This is a genomic window from Burkholderia sp. 8Y, from assembly GCF_902506145.1.
Taxonomy (GTDB): domain Bacteria; phylum Pseudomonadota; class Gammaproteobacteria; order Burkholderiales; family Burkholderiaceae; genus Caballeronia.
Window position 1 is genome coordinate 130,038 of sequence record NZ_LR733548.1, and the last position, 21,437, is coordinate 151,474.

Below are 21,437 nucleotides of genomic sequence, written 5' to 3' on the forward strand. Positions count from 1 at the left end.
CGGAAACCACGAGGATCACACCAGATGAAGCTGCTTCGTTACGGCCCCAAGGGTCAGGAAAAGCCGGGCCTGCTCGACGCGAACGGTCAGATTCGCGACCTGTCGTCGGTCGTGGGCGACATCGCCGGCGACACGCTGACCGATGAAGGGCTGGCGAAACTGCGCGCCGTCGATCCGGCGTCGCTGCCCGTTGTCGAGGGCAATCCGCGCATCGGACCGTGCGTCGCGCGCGTCGGCAAGTTCGTCTGCATCGGGCTGAACTACGCGGACCACGCCGCCGAATCGAATCTGCCGGTGCCGACCGAGCCTGTCATCTTCGGCAAATGGACAAGCGCCATTTGCGGCCCGAACGACGACGTCGAGATTCCGCGCGATTCGAAAAAGACCGACTGGGAAGTCGAACTGGGCGTCGTGATCGGCAAGGAAGCAAAGTACGTCGATGAAGCCACGGCGCTCGCTTACGTCGCGGGCTATTGCGTGATCAACGACGTGTCCGAGCGCGAATGGCAGCTCGAACACGGCACCCAGTGGGACAAGGGCAAGGGCTTCGACACGTTCGGCCCGATCGGTCCGTGGCTCGTCACGAAGGACGAAGTCGCCGATCCGCAGAAGCTCGACTTGTGGCTCGAAGTGGACGGGCATCGCTATCAGAACGGCAACACGAAGACGATGGTCTTCACGGTCGCGCAACTGGTCGCGTATCTGTCGAGGACAATGAGCCTGCAGCCCGGCGATATCATTTCCACGGGCACGCCGCCGGGCGTCGGCATGGGCGTGAAGCCCAGCGCCGTGTTCCTCAAGGCCGGGCAGACGATGCGTCTCGGCATTCAGGGTCTCGGCGAGCAGCAGCAGAAGACCGTCGCGGCGAAGTAAAATCCGCGCGCCAAAAGAGAAACCTCGCCGCGGCGAGGTTTCTTGCTTTTGGAAGGATTAATGCAGTTACGCGTCGTAGAGGGCTTCGGCCGCGCTGTCGCCGATGCGCGTGATCGTGCCTTGCGCGACCGCGACGAGCCGCTCGGTATTGCCGTCGGTGACGAAGACATCGCATTGGCAGGTCGCCTGCGTCATGCCCGCATGAACCACGCGCGCCCGCGCCATCAGCGTCCCCGTCACCGCCGGGCGCAGATGATTGATCTTGAATTCGCCCGTGACGACCTTCGGACCCAGCCTCAGCGCGCCCGCAAAGGTGAGCGCATTGTCCACCAGATAACTCACCACGCCGCCATGCACGAAGCCGTGTTGCTGCCTCAATTCGTCGCGGATCGGCAGACACAGCGTGAGACTCGCTGAATCGACCTGCATCAGCTTGGTTCCAAGCATCGCGCTGAACGGCTGCGCGTTCAGTGCACCGCGTGCGATATCGACAATTTCGGCCATTCGGACACTCCTTGGTGGGTTCGGCGCCGTCCTGCAAAGACAATAGATAGCGTTCGCGCGCTTCGCAAGGAAGTTCGGCAAAAATCGTGCAATGGCGCGTTTCGGTGCGTCACGCCGATCGCCGCGAGCGGCAACACCCGCGCGCCCGGCGCCGATTCCGCATGGGACGCTCGCCGGCAAACGATTCAAGCTTGTCGCGCTGCCTGCCGTAAACCCGCACTGTCGCCGTCATGGAACGGTCAATTCGTCAGTACGGGTGGAAGTGATGTTTGGAAAAATCAAGGTTGCATCGGGCTTGCTTGCGGTACTCGTCGTGTTCTGTGTCTTTCAGCTCGTGACCGAAGGGCTTGGGTTCTGGTCCCTCTCGACGACGCATGACGATGTCAATAACCTCTCGAATATCGCGCTCAAACAGGTCAACGCCGTCAACAAGACGACGCAGCATCTGATGGACGCGCGCATCAACCTGTCGCGCGCCGGCACGCGCATGGTCCGTGGCGGCACGGAGCCGGTCGAGATTGTGCAGCACGCGCGCGAACAGCTCGCGAGCGCCGAGAAATCCTTCGGCGCCTTCATGAACGCCCCGAAGACCGGCGATGAAAACGTCGCGCGCATGAACGCGCTCCAGGCCAAGTACGCGGATTACGCGAAGGCGCTTTCGGAGTTGGTGCAGTATCTCGACGCCGGCAACATTCAGGCGTTTCTCGACCAGCCGACGCAAGGCTTTCAGGACCGCTATCTCGCGGAACAGCAGAAGTTCGTCGATTTCGGCAACGCGGCGAGCAACGCCTATCTCGATTCCATCGATACGCGCTACGCGCTGTTCCGCGCGGTCGGCATCGTGATCGCCGTCGCGCTGATCGCGGGCATCGTGCTCGTGCATTTCGCGCTGCGTAGGGGCGTCATCGCACCGCTGGAAGAAGCCGGCCGCCACTTCGAGCGCATCGCGCAAGGGCGTCTCGATGAGCGCATCGCGGATCGCGGCACCAACGAGATCGGCCGTCTCTTCGCCGGTCTCGCCACGATGCAGGCGAGCGTCGCCAACACCGTCAAGACCGTGCGCGAAACGTCGGATTCGATCAACTTCGGCGCGGACGAAATCGCGAGCGGCAACGCGGACTTGTCGGCGCGTACCGAGAATCAGGCGGCGTCGCTGGAAGAAACCGCATCGAGCATGGAAGAGTTGACGGCCACCGTGCGCCAGAACGCCGAGCACGCGCGCGAAGCCAACACGCTCGCGGGCGAAGCACTCGAAGCGACTTCGCGCGGTTCGGGCGTCGTCGACGACGTCGTCGAGAAGATGCGCGTGATCGCGCAGAGTTCGGACAAGATCGCGGAGATCATCTCGGTCATCGACGGCATCGCGTTCCAGACCAACATTCTCGCGCTGAATGCGGCGGTCGAAGCGGCGCGCGCGGGCGAGCAGGGCCGCGGCTTCGCGGTCGTGGCGGGCGAAGTGCGCGGACTCGCGCAGCGTTCGGCGCAATCGGCGAAGGAAATCAAGGAACTGATCGGCGAATCCGTCGCGCAGGTCAGCGACGGTTCGGAACTGGTCGAGCGCGCCGGCTCCGCGATGCGCGAAGTGTCCACGTCGATTTCGCGCGTCACGCAGATGATGGCGGAGATCAGCGCGTCGTCGCTGGAGCAGAGCATCGGCATCGAGCAGGTGAATCAGGCGGTCACGCAGATGGACGAGATGACGCAGCAGAACGCGGCGCTCGTCGAGCAGGCGGCCGCCGCCGCCTCTTCGCTGCATGAACAGACGCGGCAGTTGAAGCAGGCGGTTTCGGTCTTCCAGATCGCCTAAGCAGGCAGCGACGCGTGCGCCGTGGCAAGGTGATACGGCGTCGTGGACGGCATGTCCGCCCGGCTGATGCTGCCATCGGCCGAGCGGCATTCGACCCATCCGCGCGCGTGCAGGAAGCGCGCGGCGTAGCGGTCGATCTGTTCGCCCAGCGCATCGCCGCGCGTGGCGAGCGCGCGCAAATATTCGGTCTGCGCCCAGATGCGCTGCGTGCCGTCGATCACGCGGCCCGTTTCATCGAGCGCGGCGAACACGCCGCCCGTTTCCGCTTCGATGCCGTGCTTCTGCGCGAAGTCGAACGCGCGTTCCAGCCGCTCATCGAGCGCGACGGCCTTGAACGCGGCATGACTGCTGCCGTTGACCAGAAAATACCATTCGAACTGATGCCCCGGCTCGAGCCGATTATTTGCCGCGCCGATCGGCAATTCGGCGATGCAGCCGGTCTGCTCGTGCACGAAAGTGCGCGCGATCGATTCGGCGAGTGTCGCGAGCCGTGCGTCGTAGGCGGCATCGCCCGTTGCTTCGCGGGCGGCGAGCCACGCTTCGGTCAGATGCATCAGCGGATTCTGCAGCGGCCCTTCGAGCGTCGCGGCGAAGTCTTCCGCCACGACCGCATTCAGCACATCTCCGGCATTCGGGAAACGCGCTTCGATGAGTTTCGCCGTTTCATCCAGCACGGCAAATGCGCGCGCCGAGCCGCTCTTGCGAGCGTAGTGCGCGCACGCGAACACCACGAACGCGTGCGTGTACAGATCCTTTTGCCGCTCCAGCGGCGCGCCGTTCGCATCCACGCTATAGAACCAACCGCCGTTGCGCGTGTCGTGAAAGTAATGCTGCAAGGAATCGAACAAGGTCGCGGCGTGGTCGAGATCGCCTGCATCGGCGAAGACGAACAACTGGCGCGCGCACGCCATCGCGCGATAACGCTTGGGCGGCAGCGGCGCGTGGTCGTCCGGGCCGACCGCTTCGAACGGCAAACGCAGCGCCGCGTTGAAGCCGGGGCCGCGCCAGATCGGCAGCACGGCGTTCGCGTAATGCGCGCGCAGCGCCGCGCCGGATTGGGGATGCGCGAATCGCGTCGACGGTGCGCCGGGCGTGGTTTGATCTTGCATACGACAGTCTTTAGAAGTGTTCCGAGAGGCGCTACGGCGTAGCCTGGCAAGCATAACAAACGGCGTTCGTTGCGCCACCCGCCGGCATCACGAGGAGAGAAAAACATGCTGAATAACGTCGAACTTGTTTCGCGGCTCGTCATGGCAGCGGCGCTCGGCAGCGTGATTGGCTTCGAGCGCGAGCGGCTCTCGTGGGCCGCCGGGCTGCGCACGCACATGCTCGTGTGCGTCGGCTCCGCGCTGATCATGATCGTGTCGGCGTTCGGTTTCGCCGGTGCGCTCAACGCCGAGCACGTGGTGCTCGATCCGTCGCGCGTGGCGGCGCAGGTCGTATCGGGCATCGGCTTTCTCGGCGCGGGATCGATCCTGCTGCGCGGTGAAATCGTCCGCGGCCTGACGACGGCGGCGAGCCTGTGGTCCGTCGCGGCGATCGGGCTCGCGGTCGGCGGCGGCCTGTACACGGCGTCGATCGCCGCGACCGTGATCATCCTCATCATTCTGGCCGGGCTCAAGCCGCTCGAACGACGCTTCATCTCGGCGAAGCAGCGCAGACAATTGACGATGCTGGTCGATCGCGGTTCGCTCTCCTTTCATGCGCTGCACGAGGCGCTCGGGCCGGGGAGCGCGCGCGTGAAGCAGTTCGTCGTACAGCCAAGCGAGGAATCGCCCGATTCGGACGAGGTGCAGGTCGAGTTGTCGCGCGTGTCGGAGCAGGAGTATCGGTCGATTTGCGCGCGCTTGCGGCAACTCGGCGTCGTTCGCGAGTTCCGCGAAGACGACATCGGTTGAAACATCGCGCAAAGCCGCTGGAGAAGGCGCGCAGCCGTGCGACAATGCGGCCTCGAAATTTATTGCCGGACCGCACGGGCGCGCTGCGCGCCAGCAGTCCCGGCCGCAGTCTTTCGACCCGCAGCTTTCGACCTATGCCAGATTCCGCTGTACCCCGAAATTCTGACGCCTCACCGGACGATACCGCTCCTTCCGCAAAAGCCAGCCGCCGGAGTCCTGCGCGCACCGCGCAGCGCGTCGCCCAGTTGCGCGATGCGATCCGCCCCGGCGAAACGCTCGATCTCTTCGCCGAGGACGCCGAACGCGCCACGCAGCAGGCGATGAACACCGATATCCGTCAGGGCACCTTCGAAGGCTTCGAATTGCCGGAGGTGTTTCTGGCGGCGGTGGAATCGTCGGCGAGGCGACGCAGCGCGCGCACGGCGGTTCCCGACCAAGAGCGGTCGACAACGCCGATGCAGGGCGACCTGATCGCGGAAGCGCCCGATTCGGCCGACGAAAGCCCGAAGTTTTTCTCTGCCGCGACGCGCGTCCATGCGCCCGGCTCTGGTCCGCGCGAGCGATGCCGCGCCGCGACCGCGTCTCGCGCGTTTCCGTCACTCGCGATCATCCTCGGCGCGATGCTGATGACGTTCGCCGTGAGCATCGCCCTGCCGGCATCCGGGGACACCGCGCCCGCCGACGTCTTCAGCGCGCGATAGCCGCTTGCGGCGACTTGTCGCGCCGTCGACCGAATGCGCTGGCTGCGGCCCGCTCCGTCCCGCCCCTTATTTCTAACCGGTCAAAATCGCGCGTTGTGTAGAAAAACTACCACATTTTTACGAGAGAAATGCTGCATTGCACTAGGAATCGGTGCGGGCAAACCCTATAATCATTGCTAAGGGAAAACCCTCAATCACTAACCGGAGCCTGACATGAGCTACCTCTTCGCACTGCTGCAAAAGGCCGCATCGCTGTTTGAATCGCCGCACCTTCCGATGGATAAAGACTACTCGTATCAAGCGCGTTTCCGCGAATCCGAGCGCCAACGCAAGGCACGCGGCACGGCTTTCGGCATTCATCTGTAATGCGCGGCTAAAGGCGGCGCGGGACACACCATTACAAGCAAGATGCGACGGCAAGCGCCGTACACCCGCCCGCCAGTTTTTAGTCCTTGTAGTTTTTCTAGCAGTTCACCCCCGCGCTTCAGAGCGCGCGACGCAGCATCCTTCCCTGCCCGTTCTCCCGCGCCCGTCGTCCGACGAGCCGCCGCGGTATCCTTTCGCTCTCACGAACCCTTGCGCATAGCGCGGCCCCACATGAGCGGCGATGTCCACTTCTACGACCCGAGCGAAGGCCACGGCCTGCCGCATGACCCCTTCAAGGCGATCGTCGCGCCGCGCGTCATCGGCTGGATCTCCAGTCGCACCGCCGACGGCGGCGTGAATCTGGCGCCGTACAGCTTCTTTGGCGCATTCGCGTCGTTCCCGTACGTGATCGGCTTTTCGAGCGAAGGCCGCAAGGACAGCATCGGCAACATCGAGGCAACCGGCGAATTCGTCTGGAACATGTCGACGCGGCCGCTCGCCGAGCGCATGAACCGCACGTCCGCGCCGGTGGCGCCGGAAATCGACGAGTTCGAGCTCGCCGGGCTGAGGAAGGCGCCGGGCCGCAATGTCGACGTGCCCCACGTGGCCGAGTCTCCGGCGGCGCTCGAATGCCGGCTGCTCCAGGTCGTCCGCCTGCACGATCTCGCCGGCCAGCCGATGAACAACTGGCTCGCGCTCGGCCAGGTGGTCGGCGTGCATATCCGCAGCGAGTTTCTGAAAGACGGTCTGTTCGATACAGCCGCCGCGCGTCCGATCATGCGTGCGGGTTATCGCGCCGACTACGCCGAAATCGGCGAAATGTTCCAGATGGTCCGCCCGAGCGCCTGAGCCGAGCGGCAAAAGCATCGGCTTCGCGCCGCGACTTGTCGCGGCGCGACACCGCTCCACCCTTCCGCGCTGCGCCCCCTTCCTCCGCAAACCCTTGTCCCGTAAGGGCGCGCGGGCGCTTGCCGTCAAAGCGCGACAAGTCGGTGTCGTATTTCCACATGTGATTGTCGCAAATAGTCGGCTCACGGCACTTTTTTCTGGCAACTATGTATGCAGAGCGCGGAAGCGCGTCCGCCACGGTTCTGGAGAATGTCGATGGATTCCCCCAAGGTAGTGGTCGAAGGGCTGTGCAAAGTGTTCGGCGGCAATCCGAAACAGGCGATCGACCTGCTCGCCGCCGGCGCGTCGAAGGAAGAAGTCTTCGCGCGTACCGGACAGATCGTCGGCGTACACAACGTCTCGTTCGATGTCAGGGAAGGCGAAATTTTCGTGCTGATGGGCCTGTCCGGCTCCGGCAAGTCCACGCTGATTCGTCTTATCAACCGGCTCGTCGATCCGACCGCCGGGAAAGTGCTGATCGACGGGCGCGATGTGGCCGCCGTGCCGCGCTCGGAACTGACGGCGCTGCGCCGCCGCGACATGAGCATGGTGTTTCAGTCGTTCGCGCTGATGCCGCAACGCACGGTGTTATCCAATGCCGCATTCGGGCTGGAAGTGGCGGGCATCGGGCGCAAGGAACGCGAGGCGCGCGCCATGACCGTGCTCGAACAAGTGGGCCTCGCGCCGTTCGCGCAGAAACTGCCGTCGCAGTTGTCGGGCGGCATGCAGCAGCGCGTGGGCCTCGCGCGGGCGCTTGCCGTCAATCCTTCCCTGATGATCATGGACGAAGCGTTCTCCGCGCTCGATCCGCTCAAGCGCAAGGAAATGCAGAACGTGCTGCTCGATCTTCAGCGCGAGCAGCGCCGAACGATTCTCTTCGTGTCGCACGATCTCGAAGAAGCCATGCGCATCGGCACGCGCATCGCGATCATGGAAGGCGGGCGCGTCGTGCAGATCGGCACGCCGCAGGAAATCATCACGAATCCCGCCGACGACTACGTGCAGGCGTTTTTCGAAGGCATCGACACGAGCCGTTACCTCACGGCCGGCGATCTCATGCAGACCGACGCCGTGCCGGTCATGAAGCATTCGCCGCAGATCGACGCGTCCAGCGTCGCGCAAACGCTCAACGGCAGCGCGGAATACGCGTTCGTGCTGGATGCGCAGCGCCGCATTCGCGGTTTTGTCGGGCGGGACGCGAGCGGCAACGCCGTGCCGCAGATCCATCATGTCGAGTGCATTCAGCGCAGCATGACGCTCGACGACGTCGTGAACCGCGTGGTGGCGAGTCCTGCGCCACTGCCTGTCGTCGATGCAGACGGTTCGTACTGTGGTTCGGTCAACAAGACGAACGTGCTCCAGGTCTTAACGCGCCATCGAGGTTCCCATGTCTGAAATCATTCCGCTCGGTAGCTGGGTCGATCACGGCGTCCACTATCTGCTCGACCACGACGCCAAAACGTTCGACTCCATCGGCAAGGTCATCGAGAGTTTCGCGGCGCTCATCGAACACAGCCTGCAGGCCGTTCCCATGTGGGCGCTCATGGCGATTTTCGTGGGCATCGGCCTGTGGCGCGTCGGCTGGCGCTTCGCGGCCTTCACGCTGCTCTCGCTGCTGCTCGTCTATGCGACGGGCTTCTGGGATCAGATGGTCATCACGCTAGGTCTTACGTTGTCCTCAACGTTTATCAGCTTGCTGCTGGGCGTGCCGCTCGGCATCTGGACGGCGAAGAGCAAGGTGGTCGAAATGGTCGTGCGTCCCGTGCTCGACCTGATGCAGACCATGCCGGCCTTCGTGTATCTGATTCCTGCCGCCATGCTGTTCGGCCTGGGCCGCGTGCCCGGCATTCTTTCGACCGTGATCTTCGCGATGCCGCCCGCGGTGCGTCTCACGTCGCTCGGCATCAAGCACGTGAATCGCGAGATCGTGGAAGCGGGGCAGGCATTCGGCTGCACGTCGTGGCAACTGCTGTACAAAGTGCAGATTCCGAACGCGCTGCCGTCCATCATGACCGGCGTGAATCAGACCATCATGATGGCGCTGTCGATGGTCATCATCGCGTCGATGGTCGGCGCGGGCGGCCTCGGCAACGACGTGCTTGCGAGCATTCAGCGGCTCGATATCGGCCTGGGCTTCGAAAGCGGCTTGTCGGTGGTGTTGCTCGCGATCATTCTGGATCGCATCACGGAGAGCTTCGGACGTTCGCCGGGCATGGCGCGCGCACCGCTCTTGTCCGGCTTGAAGTCGGTGATGCGGGTGCGCCGCGAGCCGGCCGCGCAACAAGGCTGATGCGCCCATGAAGCGCGACGCGATCGCCCCCGCAGCCGCCGAATCGCCGCTCGCCCATCTCGCGCACTTCGGCTTTCTCACGCTGCCGAACTTCTCGATGATCGCGTTCACGAGCGCGGTCGAGGTGCTGCGCATGGCGAACTACATCGGCCGCGCGCAGCATTACACGTGGTCGGTCATCACGCCGGATGGCGAGCCGGCGCGCGCGAGCAACGGCATCACCGTGAAGCCGGCGATGACGCTGGACGAAGCGGGCATGCCCGACGTGCTGATCGTCTGCGGGGGCTGGCATGTCGCCGATTATGTCGACGATACCGTGATCGCCCTGCTGCAGCGCGTGCATGAAGCGGGTGTCCCGCTGGGCGGCATCTGCACCGGGCCATATGCGCTGCTCGCGGCCAAGCTGCTCGACGGCTACCGTTGCACGCTGCATTGGGAGGACATGTCGCCGGTCAACAAGCGATTTCCGCATGTGCGTTTCGCCGACGAACTCTTCGTGATCGATCGCGACCGCGTGACCTGTACGGGCGGCACCGCGCCGCTCGACCTCATGCTCAATCTCGTGAGTCTGCGGCTCGGGCAAGCGCACGCGGCGCAAGTGTCGGAGCAGTTCATTGTCGAGCGCATACGCGGCTCGAGCGACTATCAGCATATTCCGGTCGATGCGCGCGTCGGCTTCACGCGGGCAGAACTGGTGGAAGTCGTGCGGCTGATGGAAGCGAATATCGAAGAGCCGCTTTCGCTCGACGAACTCGCGCGGCTCGTGCATCTGTCGCAGCGGCACCTTCAGCGCATGTTCAAGATGTTCCTCAGCGTCTCGCCGACACATTACTACCTGACGCTGCGCCTGCGTCGCGCACGCGATCTGCTGCGCAACACGGATGCGTCGATTGCGCGTGTGACGAGCATTTGCGGCTTCCATTCGCCTTGCCACTTCAGCAAGGCGTACCGCGCGCAGTTCGGCCATGCGCCGAGCGCGGAGCGGCGTCTATCCGCGTGACTCGTTAGGCATCCTACGGTTTAGTCGAGGCGCAACGGCTCTCCGGCGGCGCACAACTGCCGCCGGAAAACGACTTCTACGTCCGATAATCCGTCTTGCCGCCTTCGATCATGCGCAACGCGGCTCGCCATTGCAGCGCGGTGATGCCTTCCATTTCATCGCTGCGATACTGCGCGGCCGTGGTTTCGCAGACTTCGCGCGAAGGCAGGTTCAACTCGGCGCCGCCCGCCAGCGCGCGCAGCTGAATCTCGCATGCGCGCTCCAGGAAATACATCTCCTGAAACGCAGCGGGAATCGATCTGCCGCACGCAAGCAGTCCGTGATTGCGCAGGATCATCGCGTTATGCGGGCCGAGATCGTTGACGAGCCGATCGCGTTCTGCGAGATCGAGCGCGATGCCTTCGTAGGTGACCATTGAGAACTTGGGAGCACACCCGGTGCAGGTGATCGTGGATTAGGATACGGTGAATGACATAGTGCTAGCTGCGGGCACATCGGACACGCATGAATCGCGGGAAGAAGGCATGGTAGAGCTTGGTGAGATGGGAGGCGAAGGCGGTGCAGATGCAGAAGAGCAACGAGCGGCGGCAATGGATCGGCCGTGATCAGGCAACAAAGAAGTCCGCGTTTTGAACTGCACCCCAAAAGTTGGACATCAATCCAACCTTTGGGGTGTTTTTCATGGCGAAGTACGATGAACGGTTTAAGCAAAAGTTAGTGGATGCCTATCTGGGCGGTGACGCCAGCTTGCCTATGCTGGCTGCAACGCATGGAATCGACTATTCGATGCTGCGTCGGTGGGTGGCGGCTTTTCGTGTACACGGTCGCGAAGCGCTGCGTCGCAAGCACAGCCATTACGACGCGCGCTTCAAGCTGGAAGTACTGCAGCGCATGTGGCGCGACGGACTGTCGGCCCGAGAGGTCACGGCGCTGTATGACATCCGTGATGCAGGCAGCGTGTCGCGCTGGGCACGTCGGTATGATGAGGGCGGTATTCACGCTCTGGCGCCCCGTCGACGAGGGCGTCCTCGGAAAATGATCAACCCTCAGCCCGACAAGCCGACTGAAGAAAAGATGCCCGACGGGCGCACGCGCGAAGAACTGCTTAAGGAAAACGAGTACCTGCGCGCGGAGGTGGCGTACCCAAAAAAGCTCGATGCGCTGCTCAAGGCAAAAAAGCAGGCAGCGCAAAAGAAAAAACGCAAATCGTGAGCGCACTTCGAACCGCGCATCCGCTGGCCACCCTGCTGAAGATCGCGGGGCTGGCGCGCAGCACGTTTTATTACCAGTTGCGGACGCTGGAGGCCGGTGAGCGTCAGCTCGAACTGAAAGAGGCGATCCGTACGGTCTATGAGCGCCACAAGGGCCGCTATGGTTACCGGCGCATCACCATGGGCCATCCGTCACACAGGCCGAATCGTCAACCATAAGACGGTGCAACGGCTCATGGGTGAAATGCAACTGAAATCGCTCGTACGTCCCAAGCGCTACCGGTCTTGGCGTGGCGAGGTCGGACGCATCGCGCCAAACCTGTAGAGCCGCGAGTTCGAGGCGAACGGGCCGAACCAGAAATGGGCGACCGATGTGACAGAGTTCAATGTCAACGGTCAGAAGCTTTACCTGTCACCCGTGCTGGACCTGTACAACGGGGAAATCGTGGCTTGGCAGACGAGCCGCCGCCCGAGCTTCGAACTCGTCAGTGGCATGTTGAAGAAGGCGCTCGCCCGGCTGAGCAAGGGCGACAGGCCCTTGCTGCATTCGGATCAGGGCTGGCAGTATCAGATGAGCGCCTGGCGGCAAACACTGGCCCGGCATCGCGTACAACAAAGCATGTCACGCAAAGGAAACTGTCTGGACAACGCGGCGATGGAGAGCTTCTTCGCTACGCTCAAATCGGAGTTCTTCCGCTTGAACCGTTTCACCTGCATCGAACAACTGCAGGCCGGACTGCGACGTTACATCCGCTACTACAATCACGAACGCATCAGGCTCAAACTAAAAGGGCTGAGTCCCGTGCATTACAGGACTCAGCCCTTGGCCGCCTAGCTTGTCACTGTCCAACTTTGAGGGGTCAGTTCATTTAGGCGGGCTTCGCGAACAGCGGCTACGCGGTTCGACTTTGGCGAACATCGATTAAACCGGTAACGGCGCCCATGTTTCCGCCTTGCCGGCTTTGAAGCAAATATTCTTGCTTCATACGCGAGAACGAAAGGCCAACGGTCTCGATAGCGTAGCTGCCATCGGCCGAAGGCAAGACCTTCGTGATGACTACATCAGAGAGGGTAATTCGATAGAAGGTGAACGGCATCCCGCCCGCCTTGCGCATGGAAAGCTTCACCTCGCTTATGTGCTTGCCTTGGAAGCAAAACGCGGCGAGCGTGGGCGATGCGCAGTCTAGTTCATGCTGGAATACCAGATCGGACACCGAAGCCTTGCTTGCGCCTCCCCCGGACCCGGATAGCATGCGCGCATCTTGTTCCACGAGGAACTGCCAGTGCATCACATCGATCGCATCAGGGAAAGCGGCATCGTGCGATTCGCCTTTGATCCCATCGAACTGAATGAAAATATCTGAAGCCATTGAGGGTTAGATTACCTAATTGAGAAGCACTGCGCGGGTTCACAACCCATTTACCTTATCGTGTGTTTCGTGCCGCGCGCCAGCGCTTAAGCGAGCGTAGCGTTGCGATCAAGAGTGCACCTACAAGGATTGAGCAAAGAGAAAAAATCACGAATACGCTCGTATCAATGATGTCTTCAATGGGGGGGTCTTGATTCCCGAATGCCGCTAGTAGATGACGAGCGCTCACTTCCATCCAATGAGGCATTTCTCCCTGACGAATGACGATAGCGCGTGAGAGCCACACACCGCCAGCGACCGACGCGATGAAGATGAGGCCGCTACGTGTTACGCACTTGAGAAAGCCAAATGCTCGTGAAGTCATCGAACCGTCACCGTGCCATATGCCTTCAAGGATGAGCCGGGCACCGACAGCATTGGCGGAGAACGACGGATGAACCGTTGCAGGAATTCAAATTCGGCTGGATTTACAACGGTGATGCATCCCATACTAAGACCAAGCGGACCTTCGGGATGCAGCCGAAAGTTTCTGCGCATGATCCCGTTGACCATCGTAACGTCACCGGTTTTAGGGTTCCACAGGGCAAACCACTTTGAATGATCCGTCGAATATAGCGGTGTAAGGATATCGCGCAATCCACCCAACAAGCCCCCAGATCGCCGATCAATTAAATAGTACGTTCCGGGCGGTATTGGTCCAATGTCAGGGGTTGCGATTTCCGCGGGGTTGTCACGGCCTTTCTTGTTACCTGAAAACGCCTCTATGGTTCCATATCCCTCACAAACAAGTGTGGAATGCTCGCGATTGTTTAGGGTAAAAGTGCATCGCACTGGCATCTTCAGGCCCTCGCTTCGCGCACGCGATCAAGCGAATTCGACACCTTGAGAATGCTATCGTCAAAATGCCACGTAATGCCTTCATAGCAAAGTTCAACCAGTTCGGTGTGATCGTAATGGCGTCGATTGCTCTCGTTATTGTTCGCGACCAGTGGCGAGGTTGCCGCAATCTTCACACCGGTTAATGGAATGCTGTAACACGGCTCTTCCTTTCCCGCATTGGTCATGTGATAGGAGCGTGCTCCCACCGATTGAACTGTCCGCGCATCAATAAACGTTTGATGGAGCAAAGGCGTAGCTCGATCAATTGCTCTCTCGATCACGAAGGGCATGTGTGATCGGTGCCCGGTTACTTTCCCTGTTGCACGATCAATCGGCAGCGTTAAGCCGTGCGATAGTGTGATGACTTCAATGCTACAGATACGGTCAGCAACGGTGCACGAGCCGCATAGCGCGTTTCCTTGATCGTCTTCGATGAACAGATGAACCGGCATAACCATACTTAGCATCTCCTAATTAATTGCCAAGATTGGAACGGCAAGGGTAGCGTTTACTGGCAATGCTTTGTATGGCTTTATGTCGCACGACTATTGCTTGCTGCGAAGCACTTACTGCCTCGCAGCAAGCGCGGCCGATCATCCGCCATCTTCGTAATTGCGTTCGTGCTCCAGCATCACCAGCAAGTGCATATGAACATGGAACATTTGCCGCGTGAGTGAACGCACCGAGCTTGCGGTTCCATCGTGCGGAGTAAGGCACGCTACGAAGGAGATACATCAATCCTCTTCATTCGGTGCCTCTACCGCGAGTGCATCGCATACGGCTTTCATGGGGCTTGATGTTTCCGATTGGTCATACCGCATCACGTGACCAACGCGGATGAATACGCTCGTGAGCTTCGCGCCGTGTAACCGCCGAAGCTATTTTTCGCATGCACCGTGACACACGTGCGATAGCCAAAGACCTTCTTGTAATTCCAGACTGTCCACGACTTGCGCGGCTCGAAGAGCACCTTCACTTGCGCGCTCGATGGTTCTTTGAATGTGTCTTCGTGGTATGCCGCGATCACATCGAGATAGTTAACGGGATACGAGCCATAGTCTGCATTCGCCAACACATCGGGTGCGGGTGCCGTGGCGCACGCGGTCACGCTCAGAAGCGCAGCGCCCGCCATCATCATCTGCATCGTCATCACTTCAATTGATCAAGGTCTGCGCCGAGCTTGTATGCGACATAGGCGCGCATCGCGGCTTCGATCGCGGTGAAGCCTGAGCATCGCGGGTGCCCCTCATAGTCAACATCGCGCACGCGGCAATACCAGCGCTCACCGATTCATTGCCCGGTTTCCTCGCTAATGTTGTCGTGATACATCGAAGTAATCTTCTCGCGCTCGATGATCGGATGCGCTTCCAGCGGGTTTGACGAGTACGGTGGCGGCTTAGCGTCCGCTGATCCGCCTTCGGCTTTCCATACCGATTGATCGAGCGAGCGGCCCGTCAGCGCTTCAACACTCGCAGTCTGTTGCTTCAAGCGCTCGCGTGCATGGCTGCAGTGATGCGACGGCTTGCGGGTGATTCGTGATGATCGATGGCGGGGATTGAATCGGCAGCTTAGGCGACAGACCGACCGTGCGCGAGTAGGAGAACCGCAGGAGCGCGCGGCGCGGCTCGCGCGGGCGGCGAAGGGATCGAAGAAAATGATGGAAGATCTCTACGCATCGCGCTCACCCTTTACGGATGGACCTTGCACGCTGCATTGGGAGGACATGTCGCCGGTCAACAAGCGATTTCCGCATGTGCGTTTCGCCGACGAACTCTTCGTGATCGATCGCGACCGCGTGACCTGTACGGGCGGCACCGCGCCGCTCGACCTCATGCTCAATCTCGTGAGTCTGCGGCTCGGGCAAGCGCAGGCGGCGCAAGTGTCGGAGCAGTTCATCGTCGAGCGCATACGCGGCTCAAGCGACTATCAGCACATTCCGGTCGATGCGCGCGTCGGCTTCACGCGGGCAGAACTGGTGGAAGTCGTGCGGCTGATGGAAGCGAATATCGAAGAGCCGCTTTCGCTCGACGAACTCGCGCGGCTCGTGCATCTGTCACAGCGGCACCTTCAGCGCATGTTCAAGATGTTCCTCAGCGTCTCGCCGACACACTACTACCTGACGCTGCGCCTGCGTCGCGCACGCGACCTGCTGCGCAACACGGATGCATCGATTGCCCGTGTGACGAGCATTTGCGGCTTCCATTCGCCTTGTCACTTCAGCAAGGCGTACCGCGCGCAGTTCGGCCATGCGCCGAGCGCGGAGCGGCGTCTATCCGCGTGACTCATTAGGCATCCTACGGGCTTCGTCCAAGACGCAACGGCTTTCCGGCGGCGCACAACTGCCGCCGGAAAACGACGATCACGTCCGATAATCCGTCTTGCCGCCTTCGATCATGCGCAACGCGGCTTGCCATTGCAGCGCGGTGATGCCTTCCATTTCATCGCTGCGATACTGCGCGGCGGTGATTTCGCAGACTTCGCGCGAAGGCAGGTTCAACTCGGCGCCGCCCGCCAGCGCGCGCAGCTGAATCTCGCATGCGCGCTCCAGGAAATACATCTCCTGAAACGCAGCGGGAATCGATCTGCCGCACGCAAGCAGTCCGTGATTGCGCAGGATCATCGCGTTATGCGGGCCGAGATCATTGACGAGGCGATCGCGTTCTGCGAGATCGAGCGCGATGCCTTCGTAGTCGTGATAGCTAATCTGCCCGTAGTACTTGAGCGCATGCTGACTGATGGGCAAGAGCCCCTGCTTCTGCGCGGACACGGCGGCGCCCGCCGGCGTATGCGTATGCACGACGCACACGACATCGGGCCGCGCCATGTGAATGGCCGAGTGAATGGTGAAGCCCGCCGGATTCACGCGATACCGCTCGGGATGGTCGGCCGCTCTCGCATCGACCGGGCGCCCTTCGCTGTCGATGCGAACCAGGTCCGATGCGCGCATCTCGTCGAAGAGCACGCCGTATCGGTTGATGAGGAAATGATGCTCCGGCCCCGGCACCCGCGCACTGATGTGCGTGAAGATCATGTCGGTCCAGCGGAAATGCGCGATCACACGATACAGTGCCGCCAGATCGCAGCGCAGTGCCCATTCTTCCTGAGAATATCCGTCAGTCTCCATGCCATTGCTCCTTCGGTTGGAATCGATCAGATGGCCTGTGCGCGGCCGGGAAACGTCTCGTCGTAGTCCATTGCGTGACTCACTTCTTCCGCGTCCTGCGCGCCGCGCTGCTCGCGGTACATCATCGGCGGCAAGCCGAACTGCTTGCGAAACTCGCGGCCGAGGTGCGATGCGTCCGAGAAGCCGCAACTCGACGCAATGTCGGCCACCGTCTTGTCGGAGCTTGTGAGCAGCCACGCGGCCGTGCGCAGCCGCACCTGCTTGGCGTACGCCTGCGGCGCCTTGCCCGTCTCGGCTTTGAAGAGGCGTTCGAGTTGCCGCGTCGACATATCGAGCTTGTGCGCGAGTTCATCGAGCGTGAGCGAACGGCCGACGTGCTGCTCCATCAAAAGAATGGCGCGCTTGACTTTCGGATGCGTGGCGGGCGCGAGGCCCGGCGGATGCGGCTGCGGCGCGTTGCCCTTCTGCATGTCGTCGACGAGCAGAATGCGCAGCGCCTTTTGCACCGTCGCGGTCTCGAAGTGACGCAGCAGAATGGCCGCGGCCACGTCGATCGAAGCACGCCCGCCCGAACACGTGATGCGCCTTCTGTCGATCACGAACAGCCGGTCCGCGACGAGCAGTTGCTCATCCGCTTGCGGAAATCGCTCGACGAAGTCCCAATAGTGGAACCAGCTCACACACACGCGATGTCCGTCGAGCACGCCCGCGCGCATCAGCGTGAATACGCCCGTGCACATGCCGACGATGGTCGCCTCGCGGCCGGCCGCGCGGCGGATGAACTGCAGCGTGGCATCGCTCGCGGAAGAGCCCGAATGCAGCAGCCCGCCGACGACGACCACGTAGTCGAACGGTTCGGCTTGCTCGTAGGTTTCCCACGGCGTGATCTGGATGCCGCAACTGGCGCGCACCGGCGCGAGCGTTTCGCCGATCACGCTCCACGAGCAGCGCACCGGGCGGCTGAAGTCGCCTTCGTCAGCGGAAAGACGCAGCAGATCGACGAAACCGGAAAACGCGGTCAGCGTGAAGTTCGGCAACAGCACGATGCCGAAACGGATGCGCGATTTCGATTGGCCGTCGATGGACAGCGGCGGAAGAGATTCTGCGGGATTCATGCGCGTGAGGTGCGGCGGCTCGGGACTATTCGGCGAGCATAACACCGGGCGCGCGCAACGGGCGCATGGGTCGGAAAACGGGGAACGCCGCGCAGATCGCGCGGCGTGGGGGGATGAATCAGGCGCCGAGCACCGCGAACGCCCAGGCGAATACGCCGCCGATGAGCGCGCCCGTCGAACGGCCGAGGAGGCTCGCGACCGTGTAATCGCCCCAACGCTGCTCGACTTCGGCTTTCAACACGCCGAAGTAGCGAAGCGCGGGATCGATCGAGCAGAGAAGCATCAGCGTGGCCCAGAGAGGCGCTTCGCGCGTGAGCACGTGTTCGGGGGCGAGAACGCCTGCGGCCTGAAGCGCGCCGACGACGCCGACGCCGACAAGAAACGCGAGGACCCAGGACTTGAAGAACTGATCGGGAAGAGCGTGACTTTCCATTGCTGCAAACGGGATAAACATGAGGATCTAAGACGAGAGGCGCGCTCAGGCGGGCTCTCACGGACCTAGGGAATATACCGAGACGCATCTGTTTAGCCGTTCGGAGCAATCTCAAAAATGCCCCGGTTTGCAACGAAGCTGCGCAAAAACGCGCCGCGTCAGACGCGCTCTGCTACGCGGCTGACGCCGCCATCCCATTTCGATGCCGTTTTTGTTCTATCAGCCGGAATTGCGGTTTGGTGCAATGAGGCCATGTCGAACGCGCTCGCTCGTCCGGGCGACGCGAACCGCCAACTCTGAGGCCACGCCATGAATGTCAGCGTTTTCGATCTGTTCAAGATCGGCATCGGTCCTTCCAGCTCGCATACCGTCGGGCCGATGATCGCGGCGTGCCGTTTCGCGTCGCATATCGAGGACGCCAACCTGCTCGGCTTCGTCACCCGCGTCCGGGCCGAATTGTTCGGCTCGCTCGGTGCGACGGGCAAGGGCCACGGCACCGACAAGGCCGTGCTGCTCGGGCTCGAAGGCAATCTGCCCGATGTGATCGATCCGGACACGATCGCGCCGCGCCTTGCCGACATCCGCGCGACGAAGCGCCTGAACCTGCTCGGCAAGCACGCCATTGTGTTCGACGAGCGCGAGCACATCGGCTTCTATCGCAAGCTGATGCCGGGCGCGGCGGGGTCGAGCATGGTGCATCCGAACGGCATGCGGTTTCAGGCGTTCGATGAACACGGCCAATTGCTCGTCGAGAAAGAGTATTACTCGATCGGCGGCGGCTTCGTGACGAACCGCGAAGGCGATCGCGTCAACGGCGTGCGCGCGGGCGCCAACGTGCCGCATCCGTTTCGGACCGGCGAGGATCTCATGCGCGTCTGCCGGGAGACAGGTCTGTCTATCGCGGATGTCGCGTTGCAGAACGAATGCGCGAATCGCAGCGAGCAGGAAGTGCGTGAAGGCGTGCTGGCCGTGTGGCGTGTGATGGCCGCGTGCGTCGAGCGTGGCTGCAAGGAGCGCGGCGAGTTGCCCGGTCCGATGCATGTGAAGCGCCGCGCCGCGGACCTGTGCGCGCAATTGCGCTCGCGTTCCGAGGAATCGCTGCGCGATCCGCTTTCCATGCTCGACTGGGTCAATCTCTACGCGATGGCCGTCAACGAAGAGAACGCATCGGGCGGGCGCGTGGTGACTGCGCCGACGAATGGCGCAGCGGGCGTGATCCCCGCCGTGCTGCACTACTACGTGAAGTTCATGCACGGCGCGAACGATGAAGGCATCGTGCGCTTTCTTTTGACGGCGGCGGCCATCGGCATCATCTACAAGGAGACGGCGTCGATCTCCGGCGCGGAAGTAGGCTGTCAGGGCGAAGTGGGCGTCGCGTGCTCGATGGCCGCCGCCGCGCTCGCGGCCGTCATGGGCGGAACGCCTGCGCAAGTAGAAAACGCCGCTGAAATAGGCATGGAACACAACCTCGGCATGACATGCGATCCCGTCGGCGGACTCGTGCAGATACCGTGCATTGAGCGCAACGCGATGGGCGCGATCAAGGCGATCAATGCCGCGCGCATGGCGATAAAGGGCGACGGCCAGCATTACGTGTCGCTCGATTCGGTCATCAAGACGATGCGCGAAACGGGCGCGGACATGAAGACGAAATACAAGGAGACGTCGCGCGGCGGGCTGGCCGTGAACGTCATCGAATGCTGAAACACCGCTACGAAGGAAGAAACCCATGAGCCGCTATTCGATATTCAGCCTGCTGCGCAACGGCATGTCGTATCACGAGAACTGGGAGCGTCAATGGCGCAGCCCGGAGCCCAAGCGCGAGTACGACGTGGTGATCGTCGGCGGCGGCGGGCATGGTCTCGCGACTGCCTACTATCTCGCGAAAGAGCACGGCATCACGAACGTCGCGATTCTGGAGAAGGGCTGGATCGGCGGCGGCAATACCGCGCGCAATACGACTATCGTGCGTTCCAACTATCTGTGGGACGAATCTGCCGCGCTGTATGAGAAGGCGATGAAGCTGTGGGAAGGTCTCTCGCAAGACCTCAACTACAACGTGATGTTCAGCCAGCGCGGCGTGATGAACCTCGCGCATACGCTGCAAGACGTGCGCGATACCGAACGCCGCGTGAACGCGAACCGGCTCAATGGCGTCGATGCCGAGTTCCTCACGCCCGCGCAAATCAAGGAACTCGAGCCGACCATCAACCTCAATAGCCGCTATCCGGTGCTGGGTGCGTCGATACAGCGTCGCGGCGGCGTCGCGCGTCACGATGCGGTGGCCTGGGGCTTCGCGCGCGGGGCGGATCAGGCGGGCGTCGACATCATCCAGAACTGTCAGGTCGTGGGCATTCGTCGTGACGGCAATCGCGTGACTGGCGTCGATACGACCAAAGGTCATATCAAGGCGAAGAAGGTCGCGATCGTCGCGGCCGGCAACACCACGACGCTCGCGGACATGGCGGGCGTGCGCCTGCCGCTCGAAAGCCATCCGTTGCAGGCGCTGGTGTCGGAGCCGATCAAGCCGGTGGTCAATACGGTCGTGATGTCGAACGCGGTGCATGCGTACATCAGCCAGTCCGACAAGGGCGATCTCGTGATCGGCGCGGGCGTCGATCAATACACGGGCTTTGGGCAGCGCGGCAGCTTCCAGATCATCGAAGGCACGCTGGAAGCGATCGTCGAGATGTTCCCCGTGTTCTCGCGCGTGCGGATGAACCGGCAGTGGGGCGGCATCGTCGATGTCTCGCCGGATGCGTGCCCGATCATTAGCAAGACCGACGTGAAGGGCCTCTACTTCAATTGCGGCTGGGGCACGGGCGGTTTCAAGGCGACGCCGGGTTCCGGCTGGGCGTACGCGCACACCATCGCGAACGACGAGCCGCATCCGCTGAACGCGCCGTTCTCGCTCGACCGCTTCTATACCGGCCATCTGATTGACGAACACGGCGCGGCTGCCGTGGCGCACTGAAGGA

Annotated in this window: 21 protein-coding genes and 3 pseudogenes; 13 read left to right on the forward strand and 11 right to left on the reverse strand. The window is 62.0% G+C overall.

Annotation, left to right across the window (positions count from 1 at the left end):
• Positions 1–24 precede the first annotated feature (24 nt).
• Positions 25–873 (forward strand): ureidoglycolate lyase, encoded by an 849-nt coding sequence (locus tag GV035_RS28355; protein ID WP_159839335.1) that lies wholly within the window; start codon positions 25–27, stop codon positions 871–873.
• 66 nt (positions 874–939) lie between these two features.
• Here the strand turns inward: GV035_RS28355 and GV035_RS28360 are convergent, their stop codons facing one another.
• Positions 940–1,377, reverse strand: a complete 438-nt coding sequence (locus tag GV035_RS28360; protein WP_159839337.1) for a PaaI family thioesterase — start codon at positions 1,375–1,377, stop codon at positions 940–942.
• A 265-nt stretch (positions 1,378–1,642) separates the two neighbouring features.
• On the opposite strand from GV035_RS28360, the gene GV035_RS28365 reads away from it, so the two are divergent.
• Entirely contained in the window at positions 1,643–3,184 is a 1,542-nt protein-coding gene (locus GV035_RS28365; RefSeq protein ID WP_159839339.1) for a methyl-accepting chemotaxis protein, read from the forward strand.
• Here the strand turns inward: GV035_RS28365 and GV035_RS28370 are convergent.
• Complete coding sequence (locus GV035_RS28370) at positions 3,181–4,293, reverse strand: AGE family epimerase/isomerase (protein WP_159839341.1); 1,113 nt, start codon at positions 4,291–4,293, stop codon at positions 3,181–3,183. The genes GV035_RS28365 and GV035_RS28370 overlap by 4 nt on opposite strands.
• A gap of 105 nt (positions 4,294–4,398) precedes the next feature.
• Between GV035_RS28370 and GV035_RS28375 the strand changes: the two genes are divergently transcribed.
• The 7 genes from GV035_RS28375 to GV035_RS28400 all read left to right on the forward strand — a co-directional run bounded on the left by GV035_RS28375 (position 4,399) and on the right by GV035_RS28400 (position 10,327).
• The gene (locus tag GV035_RS28375) at positions 4,399–5,082 is read left to right on the forward strand and encodes an MgtC/SapB family protein (RefSeq protein WP_159839343.1); all 684 of its coding nucleotides are present in this window, start codon (positions 4,399–4,401) and stop codon (positions 5,080–5,082) included.
• Positions 5,022–5,783 (forward strand): hypothetical protein, encoded by a 762-nt coding sequence (locus GV035_RS28380; RefSeq protein WP_159839345.1) that lies wholly within the window; start codon positions 5,022–5,024, stop codon positions 5,781–5,783. The genes GV035_RS28375 and GV035_RS28380 overlap by 61 nt, the downstream gene beginning before the upstream one ends.
• Before the next feature lie 213 nt (positions 5,784–5,996).
• Entirely contained in the window at positions 5,997–6,149 is a 153-nt protein-coding gene (locus GV035_RS29215; protein ID WP_201304085.1) for a hypothetical protein, read from the forward strand.
• 231 nt (positions 6,150–6,380) lie between these two features.
• A complete protein-coding gene (locus GV035_RS28385; RefSeq protein WP_159839347.1) occupies positions 6,381–6,998 on the forward strand; it encodes a flavin reductase family protein in 618 nt (205 codons plus the stop codon).
• A gap of 255 nt (positions 6,999–7,253) precedes the next feature.
• The gene (locus GV035_RS28390; RefSeq protein WP_159839349.1) at positions 7,254–8,432 is read left to right on the forward strand and encodes a quaternary amine ABC transporter ATP-binding protein; all 1,179 of its coding nucleotides are present in this window, start codon (positions 7,254–7,256) and stop codon (positions 8,430–8,432) included.
• Positions 8,425–9,327: a choline ABC transporter permease subunit gene (choW, locus tag GV035_RS28395; protein ID WP_159839351.1), complete on the forward strand. Its 903-nt coding sequence runs from the start codon at positions 8,425–8,427 to the stop codon at positions 9,325–9,327. The genes GV035_RS28390 and choW overlap by 8 nt, the downstream gene beginning before the upstream one ends.
• A gap of 7 nt (positions 9,328–9,334) precedes the next feature.
• Positions 9,335–10,327, forward strand: a complete 993-nt coding sequence (locus GV035_RS28400; RefSeq protein ID WP_159839353.1) for a GlxA family transcriptional regulator — start codon at positions 9,335–9,337, stop codon at positions 10,325–10,327.
• A gap of 76 nt (positions 10,328–10,403) precedes the next feature.
• Here the strand turns inward: GV035_RS28400 and GV035_RS28405 are convergent.
• Positions 10,404–10,733 (reverse strand): annotated as a pseudogene (locus GV035_RS28405) (class II aldolase/adducin family protein); the annotation flags it as partial.
• Positions 10,734–11,008: 275 nt separating this feature from the next.
• Between GV035_RS28405 and GV035_RS28410 the strand changes: the two are divergent.
• Positions 11,009–12,373 (forward strand): annotated as a pseudogene (locus tag GV035_RS28410) (IS3 family transposase).
• Between the two features lie 58 nt (positions 12,374–12,431).
• Here the strand turns inward: GV035_RS28410 and GV035_RS28415 are convergent.
• The 5 genes from GV035_RS28415 to GV035_RS28435 all read right to left on the reverse strand — a co-directional run bounded on the left by GV035_RS28415 (position 12,432) and on the right by GV035_RS28435 (position 15,275).
• Entirely contained in the window at positions 12,432–12,908 is a 477-nt protein-coding gene (locus tag GV035_RS28415) for an Hcp family type VI secretion system effector (protein ID WP_159839355.1), read from the reverse strand.
• A 360-nt stretch (positions 12,909–13,268) separates the two neighbouring features.
• Positions 13,269–13,745, reverse strand: coding sequence for a DUF2778 domain-containing protein (locus tag GV035_RS28420; protein WP_159839357.1), 477 nt, complete (start codon positions 13,743–13,745; stop codon positions 13,269–13,271).
• A gap of 2 nt (positions 13,746–13,747) precedes the next feature.
• Positions 13,748–14,245 carry a type VI secretion system tube protein TssD gene (gene tssD / locus GV035_RS28425; RefSeq protein WP_159839359.1) on the reverse strand — a complete coding sequence of 166 codons (498 nt, stop codon included), beginning with the start codon at positions 14,243–14,245 and terminating at the stop codon, positions 13,748–13,750.
• A gap of 362 nt (positions 14,246–14,607) precedes the next feature.
• On the reverse strand, positions 14,608–14,931 hold the full coding sequence (locus GV035_RS28430) for a hypothetical protein (RefSeq protein WP_236572895.1): 324 nt from the start codon (positions 14,929–14,931) through the stop codon (positions 14,608–14,610).
• 146 nt (positions 14,932–15,077) lie between these two features.
• Positions 15,078–15,275 carry a hypothetical protein gene (locus tag GV035_RS28435; protein ID WP_159839363.1) on the reverse strand — a complete coding sequence of 66 codons (198 nt, stop codon included), beginning with the start codon at positions 15,273–15,275 and terminating at the stop codon, positions 15,078–15,080.
• A 214-nt stretch (positions 15,276–15,489) separates the two neighbouring features.
• On the opposite strand from GV035_RS28435, the pseudogene GV035_RS28440 reads away from it, so the two are divergent.
• Positions 15,490–16,068, forward strand: a pseudogene (locus GV035_RS28440) (GlxA family transcriptional regulator); the annotation flags it as partial.
• A gap of 78 nt (positions 16,069–16,146) precedes the next feature.
• Here the strand turns inward: GV035_RS28440 and GV035_RS28445 are convergent.
• The 3 genes from GV035_RS28445 to GV035_RS28455 form a co-directional block, all read right to left on the reverse strand.
• Entirely contained in the window at positions 16,147–16,911 is a 765-nt protein-coding gene (locus GV035_RS28445) for a class II aldolase/adducin family protein (protein WP_159839365.1), read from the reverse strand.
• A 26-nt stretch (positions 16,912–16,937) separates the two neighbouring features.
• A complete protein-coding gene (locus GV035_RS28450) occupies positions 16,938–18,026 on the reverse strand; it encodes a GlxA family transcriptional regulator (RefSeq protein WP_159839367.1) in 1,089 nt (362 codons plus the stop codon).
• A gap of 118 nt (positions 18,027–18,144) precedes the next feature.
• Positions 18,145–18,459, reverse strand: a complete 315-nt coding sequence (locus GV035_RS28455) for a hypothetical protein (RefSeq protein ID WP_159839369.1) — start codon at positions 18,457–18,459, stop codon at positions 18,145–18,147.
• Between the two features lie 309 nt (positions 18,460–18,768).
• Between GV035_RS28455 and GV035_RS28460 the strand changes: the two genes are divergently transcribed.
• Together GV035_RS28460 and GV035_RS28465 are read left to right on the forward strand one after the other, a co-directional pair.
• Entirely contained in the window at positions 18,769–20,163 is a 1,395-nt protein-coding gene (locus GV035_RS28460) for an L-serine ammonia-lyase (RefSeq protein WP_159839371.1), read from the forward strand.
• A 25-nt stretch (positions 20,164–20,188) separates the two neighbouring features.
• Positions 20,189–21,433 (forward strand): sarcosine oxidase subunit beta family protein, encoded by a 1,245-nt coding sequence (locus GV035_RS28465; protein WP_159839373.1) that lies wholly within the window; start codon positions 20,189–20,191, stop codon positions 21,431–21,433.
• Positions 21,434–21,437: the final 4 nt, after the last annotated feature.